At 43.1% G+C, this 14,135-nt stretch carries 10 protein-coding genes; all 10 read left to right on the forward strand.

The features are described 5' to 3' along the window. The first annotated feature begins 100 nt into the window (after positions 1-100). The 10 genes from ACEN82_RS10645 to ACEN82_RS10690 all read left to right on the forward strand — a co-directional run bounded on the left by ACEN82_RS10645 (position 101) and on the right by ACEN82_RS10690 (position 14,001). Positions 101-2,458: a histidine kinase dimerization/phosphoacceptor domain -containing protein gene (locus tag ACEN82_RS10645; RefSeq protein ID WP_413319846.1), complete on the forward strand. Its 2,358-nt coding sequence runs from the start codon at positions 101-103 to the stop codon at positions 2,456-2,458. Positions 2,459-2,638: 180 nt separating this feature from the next. Then, positions 2,639-3,067 (forward strand): cupin domain-containing protein, encoded by a 429-nt coding sequence (locus tag ACEN82_RS10650; RefSeq protein WP_090525882.1) that lies wholly within the window; start codon positions 2,639-2,641, stop codon positions 3,065-3,067. Between the two features lie 36 nt (positions 3,068-3,103). Then, positions 3,104-3,454 (forward strand): Spx/MgsR family RNA polymerase-binding regulatory protein, encoded by a 351-nt coding sequence (locus ACEN82_RS10655; protein ID WP_413319848.1) that lies wholly within the window; start codon positions 3,104-3,106, stop codon positions 3,452-3,454. A 51-nt stretch (positions 3,455-3,505) separates the two neighbouring features. Further along, entirely contained in the window at positions 3,506-4,261 is a 756-nt protein-coding gene (locus ACEN82_RS10660) for an SDR family oxidoreductase (protein ID WP_413319850.1), read from the forward strand. A 266-nt stretch (positions 4,262-4,527) separates the two neighbouring features. Then, positions 4,528-6,003: a MocR-like pyridoxine biosynthesis transcription factor PdxR gene (gene pdxR, locus ACEN82_RS10665; RefSeq protein ID WP_413319852.1), complete on the forward strand. Its 1,476-nt coding sequence runs from the start codon at positions 4,528-4,530 to the stop codon at positions 6,001-6,003. A 127-nt stretch (positions 6,004-6,130) separates the two neighbouring features. Continuing rightward, on the forward strand, positions 6,131-8,173 hold the full coding sequence (locus ACEN82_RS10670; RefSeq protein WP_413319854.1) for a ferritin-like domain-containing protein: 2,043 nt from the start codon (positions 6,131-6,133) through the stop codon (positions 8,171-8,173). A 79-nt stretch (positions 8,174-8,252) separates the two neighbouring features. Beyond that, on the forward strand, positions 8,253-8,729 hold the full coding sequence (locus ACEN82_RS10675; RefSeq protein ID WP_413319856.1) for a Dps family protein: 477 nt from the start codon (positions 8,253-8,255) through the stop codon (positions 8,727-8,729). Positions 8,730-8,921: 192 nt separating this feature from the next. After that, complete coding sequence (locus ACEN82_RS10680; protein ID WP_413319858.1) at positions 8,922-9,713, forward strand: alpha/beta fold hydrolase; 792 nt, start codon at positions 8,922-8,924, stop codon at positions 9,711-9,713. A gap of 179 nt (positions 9,714-9,892) precedes the next feature. Continuing rightward, on the forward strand, positions 9,893-10,927 hold the full coding sequence (locus ACEN82_RS10685; RefSeq protein ID WP_413319860.1) for an alpha/beta hydrolase: 1,035 nt from the start codon (positions 9,893-9,895) through the stop codon (positions 10,925-10,927). 380 nt (positions 10,928-11,307) lie between these two features. Beyond that, positions 11,308-14,001, forward strand: coding sequence for a sigma-54-dependent Fis family transcriptional regulator (locus ACEN82_RS10690; protein WP_413319862.1), 2,694 nt, complete (start codon positions 11,308-11,310; stop codon positions 13,999-14,001). Positions 14,002-14,135: the final 134 nt, after the last annotated feature.

Below are 14,135 nucleotides of genomic sequence, written 5' to 3' on the forward strand. Positions count from 1 at the left end.
AGTTTAGGTATCGCCTGCTTCGGATCATGAAAAATAGCTACTTTTAGTGCTAAACATCTGTTTAGGTCTTACTACATCTCGGTTATTACAGTAGATTTTCATGAAGCGTTCACTAATACGACATTATTTTATTCTGTTTTTACTTTGCAGCTTGTCGTTATCAGCCTATGCGCAGGATTTTAAAACTTTAACAACGGAGCTCAACAAAACCAAACAGGATACCAACAGGGTCGTGATGCTTATAAAGTTGGGGAGATATTTTAAAGAGAAACCTGTTGGGGCCCCCAAAAACCTTGATACTGCCCGTACCTATTTTAATTTGGCAGTAACATTAAGTCATGCAATTGGTGCGACCGATCTCGTGCACCTTGCGGTGTTTGAAAAAGCACTTACTTTTATTGACCAGGAAAATTTTAAAGCAGCCGACTCATTATTTAACCAAATAACCAGTTATTACCATAAAACAAGCAACTATTCAAAAGAAGCTGAATACTGGACCTTGTATGGAAACAATTTATCTTTTAATGATAAACGCCTGCTTGCTACACGCGCAAAATGTTATAATAAGGCGTATGAGCTTTATAAAAAGGGAACAGACCGCCTTAAAATAGCCGACGCCCTCGGCAAAATTGCAGATGCCGATCTTAATGAAGGCAGGTTTGATAAAGCTGAAAAAGAGATGCTTATTGTAATACAGGAGTATAAGGCCATGAAATTTCCAAGGATCTATTATGGTTACTACCTTTTGGCCGAAGTGTACTCACGTAAAGATCAGCTTCAAAAAGAATTGCTTACCCGTATTGAATGTATAAACAGTTGCGATGCCGACGTGCGTAGGAGCGACTATGATGCCTCTTTTTTTAATATTGCTGTAGCATTGTCATACAGGAAGAACAATAAGGACAGTGTAGCATTACCATATTTTATAAAAGGGGCCGAATTAGCGCTTAAAATAAGAAACCAAAATTATTATTACAGTGCTATTGACGGGGCTATTGGTTGTTGTATAACGATAAAAAAATATCGTACTGCCCTTACTTATTTAAGCGAAACACCAAAAAAATTTCCAAGCCAAACCCTCGGAGAACAAAGTAAGTATGTTGCAAGAAAAATGCAACTGTACAATTTTCTTAACCGGAATGAGGAAGCAGAAAAACAGGTGCCAGCATTTAGAAAAGTATTTGGTAAGCTATATGGTACGCTTAATGATGATCCGCTGTTTTATGCAGTAGACAGATTTGTTGAAAATTACGACGCACTTCCTCAGCATTTCATTCAAACAAAACAGTGGACAAAACTATCGGATGAGTTGAAATATCTTCAAACCCTGCCCTTAAAAAGATTATCGACCCCTTCACGGATAATTATCTCCGGGTATAAATATAAAATTGATTCGGCCGAGGGGAATTTTGATGTCGCGTTGAGGGGGTTTCAATATATGAGGCGCATGAAAGATTCGCTCACTAATGCCGCCACGGTTAAACAAATTAACGAATTAGAAGCCAACTATAATTCTATTAAAAAAGATAAAACCATTCAGAGCCTTAATAATAATGCGCAGATACAAAAAGGCAAGCTGGAAAAAGTTAACCGGCAAAGAAATATCACGTTTGCCGGGGTACTTATTTCGGTAGTGTTTGCGGTTGTGATATATATTGCCTATCGCGGCAAACAACGGAGCAATGTACGCCTGCAAATTAAACAGCAAGAGATTGACAGGCAAAACCATATACTGTCAGCCCTACTTTCAGAAAAAGAAAAACTGCTTCAGGATAAGGATGATTTATTGAAACAGCAGGAAGACCTGCTTACGGAAAAAGAATGGTTGCTTCGGGAGGTACATCATCGGGTTAAGAACAATTTGCAGATAGTGATGAGCTTATTGTACACGCAATCGGCATATCTGCAAAATACTGATGCCATCGAGGCGATACAGGATAGCCGGAACCGGGTACAGGCTATTTCTATTATCCATCAAAAGCTATATAATAAAAGTAATGTGGCTACTATTGTAATGGCCGATTATATTAACGATTTGGCCCGATATCTGAACACCAGCTACGATTGCAACAGGCGAAGAATTAAATTCAGAGAAGAACTGGATGCTGTAAGCCTGGATATATCACAGGCTGTACCTATGGGCCTGATATTAAACGAGGCCATTACCAATAGTATTAAATATGCATTTGATCAAGATGGGGGAGAGATTTTTATTAAAGCGCTGTTATCACCACCAGATACAATTACGCTTAGCGTTACAGACAACGGAAAGGGGCTGCCTCCTGATTTTGAACTCGCCGAAACCTCCTCATTGGGTATGGAAATGATGAAGGCCCTCGGTAAGCAGTTGGGTGGCAGTTTTGATATTAAAAGCAACCGGGGAGTTGTTGTGACCATACAGTTCAAAGTTGAAAAGTCATCTGCTGTATTACCCGGCAGCGAGGTTTCGCTATTGTAAAATGGCGTTTCGTTTCAATTACCGTTTCTTTTACATATTTAGTTAATTTCCTTATCTCCACTTCCGGGCAATGCTGCCTGGTCCCTCTCAAGGCTGATCTCTGGACCAGTTTAAGCCTTTACATACGGTATAATTTTGCCTTACAAACTCAATAACGGGTTTGGGTATAATTATTCTATTATGAAAAAAATAAGTTTAACCTTACTGGCATTCTGTGCAGCTTTAGGCGTTAATGCCCAGGCAAAAAAGGACCCCAAATGTGCAAATGTAAATGTTACACAGTACGAACCTGAAGTTATTTTTAAAAGGATCATTACTACACCTCAAATTAAAAGCCAGGAGGTTAAAATGGTGATTGTGAAGTTTGCACCCGGCGAAGTATCCGGAGCTCACAGACACCCGATCCCTACTATCGCCTATGTATTACAAGGAAATATATCTTCAACTTTTAATGGCAAAACCCATATTTACAAACAGGGCGAAGCATTTTGGGAAGACCCTAACGGTTTACATGCCGAAAGCAAAAATATGAGCAAAACCGAAGAGGCCAAGCTATTGGTTTATTTCATCGGCCCAAAAGAATTGCCGTTCATAACCGCTGCAAAATAATTAAGCAATTAACCTCATCAATAACAAGCAAACTTCATGAAAGTTTACGGTTTAACCACCTGCATACGCACTCTCCAGGCTTTAGCCTGGCTAAAAGCACACAATGTAGGTTTTGAATTTCAGAATTTTAAAACACAAGGCATTTCGTCGGATAAACTCAAAGTCTGGGATGCAAAAGCTGGTTATTCCACATTTGTCAATACCAAAAGCCTCACCTGGAAAAAATTGCCAGTTGAAGTTAGAGCTTCAATAAAAACGGCTGAAAACGCGCTCGCATTACTGGTCGAAGAGCCGCGTATTATCAAACGCCCGGTTATTGAAGATGGAGATTTTCTTTTGTTTGGCTTTGATGAAGATATTTACCAGGATCATTTTCTGCACAATTAATAAATAACAGAATTATAAAACGGCCTTTACCGGCCATTAAAAATACAAATTATGAAAATAGTAGTAATAGGCGGCAGCGGACTGATAGGTTCGCAGGTTGTAAATAAACTTACAGAACAAGGTCATGAAGTTATAGCGGCTTCACCGGCAACCGGCGTAAATACCATAACCGGCGAAGGTGTTGCCGAAGTTTTAAACGGAACAGATGTTGTAATTGATGTGGCAAACTCGCCCTCGTTTGAAGATGCTGCGGTTATGGAGTTTTTCAAAACATCAGGCAAAAACCTGCTTACAGCCGAAATTGCCGCGGGCGTTAAGCATCACCTGGCGTTATCAGTTGTTGGGACAGATCACTTACAGGATAGCGGATATTTCCGTGCTAAACAGGCACAGGAGGATTTGATTAAAGCCTCAGGTGTTCCATATTCAATTATCCACTCAACTCAGTTTTTTGAATTTTTAAGCGGGATTGCCAATGCTGCAACCGAAGGAGATACTGTCCGCCTGTCGCCGGCAAATATTCAGCCAATTGCATCTGCCGATGTAGCCACCGCGGTTGCTAAAGTAGCATTGATGGAGCCTCTTAATAAAATTGTTGAAATAGCCGGGCCGGATAAGTTCAACCTATCAGATCTTGTTCAGATGTATTTGACTAAAAATGGCGATCCTCGTAAAGTTGTTGCTGATGTACATGCAAGTTATTATGGCGTAGAATTAAATGACGGTATGCTGGTGCCGGGTAAAGATGCTAAGATCTTTAATATCAACTTCGAAAATTGGTACATGAACCAGCCTAAAAAGGCATAGTTTATCTTTTTTGTTTTATGGTTTGAGCGCTCGTCATCATCAAAGTGGCGGGCGTTTTTGTTTTGACAAATATCCGCTTTATATAGTGTAAGAGAGTGCCTTGGCACCAAATATGGAGTGGTTTGAGTTGTTTATTTTGATAAGTTGTTGATTTTTAAATAATTGATATCTGGTATGTGGGTTGTGAAAGTGCAATGCCCTGCCTTGGCAAGCTTTTGAATCTGGTTTTTCAGTAGGGCAGCAAACAAATTTAATTACAAAATAAGATGCTTCCTTACCACAACCTGATTGTTATCGATAAGCAAAACCAGCTCCCTGTTTACAGGCAAATTACCAATCGCCTGATAAGCCTGATAAGGGAAGGCTTAATTCCGCCTGGTACATTCTTCCCGGGCACCCGGCAAATGGCCGAATTTATCACCGTTAACCGTAAAACGATTATAAATGCCTACGAAGAGCTGATGACGGAAGATTGGATAGAGTCAGTAGATAGGAAGGGCTACAGGGTAACGCCCGAGCTTCCAATAATCAAACCACGGTCGTTTCAGCCACCAAATTCTTTTTCTTCCTGCGATAACATGACTGCAAGAAATCTGGCCTTACAAGGGGGATCACAGCCAGAGCACCGGACAACCAAAAGTTGGGATATTGTAGTTAATGATGGCTATCCAGATCCGGAACTTGCGCCTTTTAACGAGATCAGTAAAGTATACCGGGATAAGGCCACCAGTGCCAGAATTAAGCAATTAATGTGTTTGAGGGATCAGGGTGGCCTGCCGTTGCTTAAAGAGGCAACTGCTTTGTTTTTAAACGAAACCAGGGGCTTAAATATCAGGAAGGATGATCTGGTGATTACCCGCGGAGCGCAGATGGCCATTTATATAGCAGCTACGGTATTATTAGCCAAAGGTGATCATGTAGTGGTCACGGAACCCAATTACCGCTATGCCGACGAGATCATTGAAAACACCGGCGCTCACATTTCAAAAATAGGAATAGATGCAGAAGGGCCGGCTTTGGATCAACTGGAACAGATCCTGAAAAAGTCGCCGGTAAAAATGCTTTACATTGCTCCTCATCTGCATCATCCTACTACCATAACAATGTCGGCCAGGAGGCGGCAGCAATTGCTTCAATTAATTGAACAGTACGGGTTTTATGTAATTGAAGATGATTATGGTTACGATTTTCACTACGCCAATAATCCTATCCTCCCGTTAGCCAGCGGCCGTCATGGCGGTAAAATAATTTACATAGGTTCATTTACAAAACTGCTTGCCCCTTCAATAAGGGTGGGCTATATGATTGCTGCGCCCGATATTGTAAAAAAAGTAACAGATCTGAAGCGTATGATTGATTTAAGGGGGGATACCTTTATTGAATTTATGCTGGCGCAGATGATCATCAATGGCGACCTGGTACGGCACATCAACCGGTCGAACAAATTATATGCCCGGCGCTGTGACTTTATTTGTGATCTGCTTACCAAAAAACTATCGCACGCAGTTGAGTTTACCCGGCCGCTTGGCGGCATGGCTATATGGCTTAGGTTTAAGCGGCAATATCCGGTAAATAAAATAATTAATGATGCCGCCCATGCCGGGCTTTGTATGATTGGCATGTCGTTCCGGCTTGCCGGCAACCCGAATGATAATGGGATTCGGTTTGGGTTTGCATCACTCTCTGAAGAGGAGATTTCAAAAGCCTTGGATATCCTGGTGAAGTTAACTTCCTGTTCTTGAATTATGACGATGAATGAAGACCCATCGTTGCTAATAGTACAAAGCCTGGATTACCAGGAGGGTGCCCATCTGGTCCCCTTCAGGCAGGTCAGCCCTCAATAATTTTGCTCATTAAAACATCTAAAATATGAATAATCCAACTCACCGTGAATCGGTAGTTAAAGACGTAGAAAGCAGAGAGGAACTTATTTATTTGCTCTCGCGGGCATCCGAACTGGAACATGGCCTGGCCTGTGTATATCTCTATGCAGCATATTCGCTAAAATCGAACCTTGATGAAGGGGGAATGACTGAAGAGCAACTTACCATGGTAAAAACCTGGAAGCGAAAATTAGCCATGGTAGCGGTAGAAGAAATGCTGCACCTTGCCCAGGTTAACAACATGCTCACTGCAATAGGTGGTGCACCTAATTTTAAAAGGGCCAATTTTCCTTTACCTGTATCCGCTTTTCCATTCGGCATTAAGTTAACTCTTGAGCCATTTTCGCTTGCTACAATTGAGCGGCTGGTGATATTTGAACTACCGGAAGAAGGCGTACTTGAACCCGTTGTACATGCTCAATATGGTGAACTGCGTAATAAAGTTGTAAGAGAACAGGAATTGGAATATGCCGAATTAAAACCCCGGCATTTTAAAGCCGAACCTGAATTGATAGCCCGCTTCGGCTCCGAAGCCTTTAAATTCCAGGAGCCTTATGAAATTGATTTTACAACGGTAGGAGAGTTTTATCACAAGGTAGCATCGGGCTTTAAATGTATCCCTGAAGATGTATTGTTTATCGGCCCGAAGGAAGCGCAGGCCAATGCCCGTTATGTCGACTTGAGCGGAAAGCTGATCTCTGTAGTAAACAGGGAATCTGCCTTGCAGGCTATTGAAATGATTGTGGAGCAGGGAGAAGCACCAACACAACAGCACCCCGATTGCCATTTTGAGATCTTTGATACCATCAGGAAGCAATACATCAGCGAAATGGAAAAAGCAGCGAATACGAATACAGTATTCGATCCCGTGAGGAAAATGGCCTCAAACCCCATGACCCGGTTTTATGACGATGCTACCGGAGGCACGTTAATCCTTGATGAGGATACGCATTGCGCGGCCGATATCTTTAACATGAGTTATGACACGATGTTGCAGATGTTACTCCGCTTTTTTGCCCACAGCGATGAAACTGAGGAAGAGTTGGAAATGCTATCACGTGCTACACTGCGGATAATGACTACCGTAATTCGCCCAATGGGCGAGGCGCTTGCCAAAATGCCCCTCGGCGATCCGGAAAATGCCGCGTTAATGGCCGGCCCTGGGTTTGGTTACAATAGGGATATTACGTTGCTGCCGCATAAAGAATCAGCATGGGTGTTTTTCTGTGAGCGGCTTTTTAACCTTGCCAAAGAAGCCACCGCTTTAGCCGAGCAAAAAACATCCCCACCGGAGGTGAAAGAAGCATCTGCGGCCCTACAGGCACTCTCTGAGCTTTTTATAAAAAAAACCGCGCAGGCGCAAAAAATTATCCCGAAGGTTGAGTTCGTTGATCCTGCAAAACTTGAGCCTGAGATTAATCCATCTACCAACGGGCCGTACCTGGTAAAAGGTGTAAGTAATCTGCTTAATTCAAAAGGCGAACGGCTACCTGCAGAGCCTCAAATGGCATTATGCCGTTGCGGCGGTTCGGCGAATAAACCGTTTTGTGATGGCACCCATGCCCGCATAGGTTTTGATAGCAGCAAATTACCCGGCCGAACGCCTGACCGGTTGGATAAATATCCTGCAACCGATTTTACCGTATGCGATAACCGTGGTATCTGCCAGCACTCGGGTTTTTGTACTGATGAATTGCCCGAAGTATTCAGGCTGGGAAAAGAACCTTTTGTTGATCAAACGGCGGCCAGTGGTGAAAGGATCAGTCAGCAAACTAAAAGGTGCCCATCGGGAGCATTAAGTTTCAGTTTTGCCAACCCTAAGCTGAACTTACCGGTAATTAACGAACCTACTATTACGGTTTCAAAAAATGGGCCGTACCGTGTAAAGGGAAGCATAAAACTGGATGCCGATTTTTTGGAAGGAGCATCGAAAGAACATTATACCCTGTGCCGCTGCGGAGGCTCAAAAAACAAACCGTTTTGTGATGGCACGCACTGGTATAACAATTTTACTGATGATAAAAACTAAAGATCAATAGCAATAAATAAAGCCATTGCCTGGCGGGATAACTATGAACCAACCAACAAAAAATAACAATTATATCAACATGAAAACAAACATTGGAATTAATGATGCAGGCAGAAAGGCTGTGTCTGACGAACTGGCAAAACTATTGGCCGACGAATTTATCCTGTATACCAAAACCAGAAACGCACACTGGAACATTGAGGGTGCCGACTTTCACACGGTTCACGTATTTTTTGAATCGCAATATCAGCAGCTTGAAGAGGTGGTTGATGGTGTTGCCGAGCGGATGCGTAAAATTGGTCACTATGCCCCGGCCACATTAACCCAGTTTTTACAGCTTACCCATTTAACCGAAAAGCTCGAAAATAGCAACAACAGTCAGGGATATATCAAGGAGCTGTTAGCCGATCATGAAAGCATCATCATGTTTCTGCGCGGTAACATTACCCCCTTTGCCGAAAAATACCAGGACATGGGCTCGAGCGATTACCTTACCGCGCTTTTAGAAACACATGAAGAAATGGCCTGGATGCTAAGGGCTCATCTAACAAAGTAGATTTACAACGATTTATTGTTTTATAACGGGAGAACATCCCGCTATTTTTTTGCCTGTTGTTTTCTGAAATCATCTGATCAAATCAATTTTTTCGGAGTAGTAGAATCGAAAGGGAAAAATGTCCATTAGTAGCGCCTCTTTGTCCATTGATGAGCTTTTGAAGCCAAAATACCTTTGTTAAAAAAATTAACTATGAAAATGGAACAATCAAACAAATCAAAATTAAGTATGGGCCGGAGGTTTATTACGGCATTTGTGTTAAGCTTTTTGCTACTGTCGCCAGTTTTATCAAATGCGCAGGACAAGATCAAAAACGTAGTACTTGTACACGGCGCTTTTGCCGACGGCTCGGGTTGGAAAGGTGTTTTCGGGATTCTTACTAAAAAAGGTTACCATGTTACGGCGGTGCAAATTCCACTTACTTCGCTCAAAGATGATGTGGATGCTACCACCCGCATTCTCGATAAGCAGGATGGTCCGGTTATTTTAGTGGGCCACTCATGGGGCGGTGTAGTGATTACCGAAGCAGGTATGCATCCAAAAGTTGCCGGTCTTGTTTACGTTGCAGCATATCAGCCTGATAAAGGTGAAAATACTTTACAATGGGCTGCAACCGCCCCAACTTTGCCTGAATACGGTATTTTACCTCCGGATGAAAAAGGTTTTGTTTACTATGATAAAGCCAAATTTCATGGCGGTTTTGCAGGCGATTTAAGCCAGGCCGAAACCGATTTTATGTTTGCCTCGCAGGAACCTATTTTTGGCGGAAGCTTTGAAACCGCCGTGGCGGATGCTGCCTGGAAAACTAAACCAACTTATGGCATCGTAGCAACCGAAGATAAAAGCATCAACCCTGAAATTGAACGTAAAATGTACAAACGTTCAAATACACGCGTCACCGAGATCAAAGGAAGCCATGTAATTTTTATATCGCACCCGGATGCTGTAGCCAAGGTGATCATCGCCGCCTCGGAGAAAAAATAGTTGTTTTAATTTAATAGACATTTGTTATTGCCCCGTAGCGTAAAGCGACGGGGCTTTTTTGTTGAGTTGATTCGCCTTCCATAGGGAAAAAAGTCCATTGCTTTTAGCCGTATGTGCATTGAGTGGCATAAGGAGGCAAGGTAATTTTGTGATGTTAAACTCACATGCCAACTCAAAAAATGAAAACAAAAGTCACAATTTTAGCCGCTCTTTTCGCGGTTGTTATTTGCGGTAAGGTTGCCGCTCAAACTATTGATCCTGCGCAGGATCCACACATTGAAAGTAATATCAAAGCTTTTTTAAATGTACTAAACTCGGGTACAGGCAAACCAATTGAAGAACTTACCCCGGTTGAAGCAAGGGCCGTGCTCACAGGCGCCCAGGAATCGGTAAAATTCGATTATTCGGATATCAAAGTAAGCCAGAAAACCATTACTGCCGAAGGAGGATTGCTTGTTTTAAATATAGTTAAGCCGGTTAACGCCAAAGGGATATTACCTGTATTTCTATTCATTCACGGAGGCGGCTGGGTGTTGGGCGATTTCCCTACACACAAGCGTTTGGTGCGCGACCTGGTAGTTAACTCAGGAGCCGCTGCTGTTTTTGTTAACTACACACCATCGCCAGAGGCACACTATCCTACGGCCATTAACCAGGAATACACTGCCCTGCAGTGGGTTGCCGCTAACGGACTGGAAATAGGTGTAGATGGAAAGCGCCTGGCCGTGGTAGGTAACAGCGTTGGCGGTAATATGACCGCGGCTGTCGCGCTGATGGCTAAAGATAAAAAAGGCCCCGAGATCAAGTTACAGGTAATGATGTGGCCGGTTACCGATGCCAATTTCGAAACCGGTTCATACAACCAATTTGCCACCCAACGTTTTCTCACCAAAAAGATGATGCAATGGTTTTGGGATAATTACACAACCGACCCTAATGAACGCAAACAGATCTACGCGTCGCCGTTGCAAGCTACTACTAGCCAGTTAAAAGGCCTGCCGCCGGCATTCATTTTAGTAGCTGAAAACGATGTATTGCGTGATGAGGGCGAGGCTTATGCCCGCAAACTTGATGAAGCGGGTGTGACAGTAACATCGGTACGTTACAATGGTATGATCCACGATTTTGGTTTGCTTAACCCAATTGCCAATGTTCCCGGCACACGGGCTGCGATGTTGCAGGTAGCATCTGAAATTAAAAAGGCACTTAAATAGTCAACTATAATCTTATCAAAAGTAGCGCCTCCGGAATAACCGGAGGCGTTACTTTTTTAGCCTGTTTCGGAAAATGTTATCGGTTATGTCCAATCCCGGAAGGTCGATTGTCAATCACCTGTAAATGCGAGTGGTGGGAGTGTTCGGTACGGAGGGATTTGATAGCAATACTATGCAATAGGATAACGGCAAGTTTTAGGGAATATCGTAACGTTAGAGGTCAAGCTAACGCCGGTTAAGAGACGGGAAGGTATTGTTGTAGCGCAAATCGCTTAAAATTGAACCCGCCACTGCATTTTTTATGATTGTTGGTTTTGCCGGCCTGTACCATGGGCGCGGTAAGATCTGCGTTGGTGCCTTTTTACCCCAATTGTTGCAAAATGGAAAAGCCAGGATTTTTAACAGTGATTGATGATTTCGAAAATCAGTTGACAGACAAAAAGAATTTTCTCAAAGTACTTAAAAAGCACGTGCGGTGTTATGAAAATGAGAAGGAGGTATTGCTGGAGTTAAGTAATGATATCACCCAGGTACGAACCAAGATAGATTTAATTACGGTTTTTTCATCAAGGCTTAAAAGCCTGTTTTACTTTACACACGCGGTTGTATCACTGATTGATAAGCAACAGCAAACCTATTATCCTTTTTTAATTGACAGGGAGGCGCTACAGATCAAGCATCGTGACGAGTTGCCGTCATTGCTCGCCTCACGCTTTTTTCTTGACGATCCGTTTATCAGCCAGGCGCATGGTTCTGACATGCCGGTATCTTTTTTGTTGGATGATATTATACAAAAACCCGGCATCCCGGGCTTTTTAAAAGTGAATTACGAATGCGGGATAAAGGAAGCCATGATAGTTCCGCTAAAAATCAAAATGGAAACTATCGGGCATGTTTTAATGTATTCAGACCGTGTTGGCGCTTTTTCTGATGATTTTAAGGCTTTTATATCGATGATCAGCTCCCAGCTTTCCAGCGCGGTATCTAATATCAAAATAAATGAGGAAATTGAATTTAAAGAATGGGTAAATGAGGTTTTGCTGGACATCAGCAATAACCTGGCAACAGTACGGCACAGAAAAGATTTGCTTACCGTTGTTAACACCGGCCTTAAAAAGCTTGTAAAGTTTACAAATAATGTGATCACCATCCTGGACGAGGCGGGAGAAAACTACAGTGTGTACGTAACTGATCCGGATTCGCCCGCGCAAAAATTTCCGAAATACCCGGAAGCACTTAAACGGTCAAACCCGGTTAACGATGGTATTTATAGCGCGGCATCGGGCAATAACGGACCGGTGGTGCTTGATATGACCGCATTTGACCTGAATAAAGCCCCGCTCTGGTTTAAACTAAATTATGCTGCCGGCGCACGCGAAATGGTGATCAACCTGCTGCCCGGTAAAGCAGAGCGCGAATTAAGCCTCATATTATTTGCCGATAAAAAGGGAACATTTGACGCCGCCGCATTGAATATAGTTGAACGTATTTCCAGCCAGTTATTTACGGCGGCAAGTAACATTGCAGCCAACGAGGAGATCATGAACAAGGAAAGGGAAAAATCCTTCCTGCTTGATTTTAGTCATGATATCGCCGCCGTGCGCAGCAAACACGATTTTTCGGTAGCTGTAGAGAAGGCGGTGAAAAAGCTAAGCTCTGTAAAGGGTTATATCATCAGGCTTATAGATAACGATGGGGTTACAACCAGTTCATATGTTTATGACAGCACCATCACTTTTAAAAATGACGCGGGGTTTAAGCAAATGATCGCGACCCGGTTTGATATTAAGGATGGGATTCAGGACAAGGTATTGTGCAGCGCCGAACCAGTTCTTTTTATTACCGATCAGGAAATGAGGCGCCCGGTAGTTCCACAATACGTTCGTACCTGGAGCGATATGGGGCTGCGGAAAATGATTGGTGTAGCATTACGAACAGGAAGTAAAGACCTCGGCATTCTTTTTATGGAAACGGATGTTGTTAACCTTGCCATATTGAAAGGAATTTGCGCGCAGATCTCTACCGCTATTTCGAATGTATTGGTTAACGAGCAGCTTATTACCTATAAAAGTATGCTGGAGGTTGAAAACGATCACCTGAAAGAACAGATAAACACCATTTATAATTCTGCCGAAATTGTTGGTAGCGGCCCTGAAATGCAACAGGTTTATCAGTTGATGTCGATTGTAGCCAAAACAAATTCAACGGTATTGCTGATGGGCGAAACCGGGACAGGCAAGGAATTAGTAGCACGGGGAGTTCACAAAAGCTCGCCGCGAAAGGATAAGTTAATGGTAAAAGTTAACTGTGCCGCTCTTCCTGCCAACCTGATTGAAAGCGAACTTTTCGGCCATGAAAGAGGCGCGTTTACCGGCGCGCTTGAAAGGCGGATCGGTAAATTTGAACAGGCGCATAACAGCACTTTGTTTTTAGATGAGATAGGCGAGTTGCCTTTAGAATTGCAGGTAAAACTACTACGGGTTATTCAGGAGCGCGAATTTGAGCGGATAGGCGGTAAAACTACCATTAAGGTTGATGTAAGGATCATAGCGGCCACCAACCGCAACCTGGAAGAAGAAGTAAATGCAGGCCGGTTCCGGGCCGACCTTTATTACCGGCTTAATGTTTTCCCCATCAGTCTGCCGCCTTTGCGCAAACGGATTGAGGATATAGCTCCGCTGGCCAATTACTTCCTTGCCCGCCACTGTAAAAATACCGGCATAAAAGTGACATCTATATCAGCCAAAGTAATGCAGGAGCTGAAAAGTTACCAATGGCCAGGTAATGTCAGGGAGCTTGAGCACCTGCTGGAGCGAAGCGTTTTGTTAACCAACGGCAGCACGTTGAGGGAGATCTACCTGCCTAAAACCCGTTTTGGAAAAGACCTGTCAGTTAATCAAACGCTCGAAGAAATTGAGCGTGCCCACATCATCCAAACACTCAAAATATGCGGGGGGAAAATAGCCGGATCAGGCGGGGCAGCGGATGTGTTGGGTACGCCTTCAACCACCTTACATGCTAAAATGAAAAAGCTGAAGATCTCCAAAACAGATTATTTGTCGCAAGCCTCCTGACAGCGATTGCTCGCAATATCGTTAAAGTACTTTTTATCCGCTGTATTAGGTGTGCTGTGGAAGGTGGGTTTTATTTATTGTTCTGATAGTCAATTATTTAATTAATGGCATGTTGATTGTAATCCATCAGGCAG

Source organism: Mucilaginibacter sp. Mucisp73 (genome assembly GCF_059491465.1).

Excerpts from the sequence above, each read along its gene's own strand:
- ACEN82_RS10645 (WP_413319846.1), top strand. The coding sequence starts at position 101 with ATGAAGCGTTCACTAATACGACATTATTTTATTCTGTTTTTACTTTGC.
- ACEN82_RS10650 (WP_090525882.1), top strand. The coding sequence starts at position 2,639 with ATGAAAAAAATAAGTTTAACCTTACTGGCATTCTGTGCAGCTTTAGGC.
- ACEN82_RS10655 (WP_413319848.1), top strand. The coding sequence starts at position 3,104 with ATGAAAGTTTACGGTTTAACCACCTGCATACGCACTCTCCAGGCTTTA.
- ACEN82_RS10660 (WP_413319850.1), top strand. The coding sequence starts at position 3,506 with ATGAAAATAGTAGTAATAGGCGGCAGCGGACTGATAGGTTCGCAGGTT.
- pdxR (WP_413319852.1), top strand. The coding sequence starts at position 4,528 with ATGCTTCCTTACCACAACCTGATTGTTATCGATAAGCAAAACCAGCTC.
- ACEN82_RS10670 (WP_413319854.1), top strand. The coding sequence starts at position 6,131 with ATGAATAATCCAACTCACCGTGAATCGGTAGTTAAAGACGTAGAAAGC.
- ACEN82_RS10675 (WP_413319856.1), top strand. The coding sequence starts at position 8,253 with ATGAAAACAAACATTGGAATTAATGATGCAGGCAGAAAGGCTGTGTCT.
- ACEN82_RS10680 (WP_413319858.1), top strand. The coding sequence starts at position 8,922 with ATGAAAATGGAACAATCAAACAAATCAAAATTAAGTATGGGCCGGAGG.
- ACEN82_RS10685 (WP_413319860.1), top strand. The coding sequence starts at position 9,893 with ATGAAAACAAAAGTCACAATTTTAGCCGCTCTTTTCGCGGTTGTTATT.
- ACEN82_RS10690 (WP_413319862.1), top strand. The coding sequence starts at position 11,308 with ATGGAAAAGCCAGGATTTTTAACAGTGATTGATGATTTCGAAAATCAG.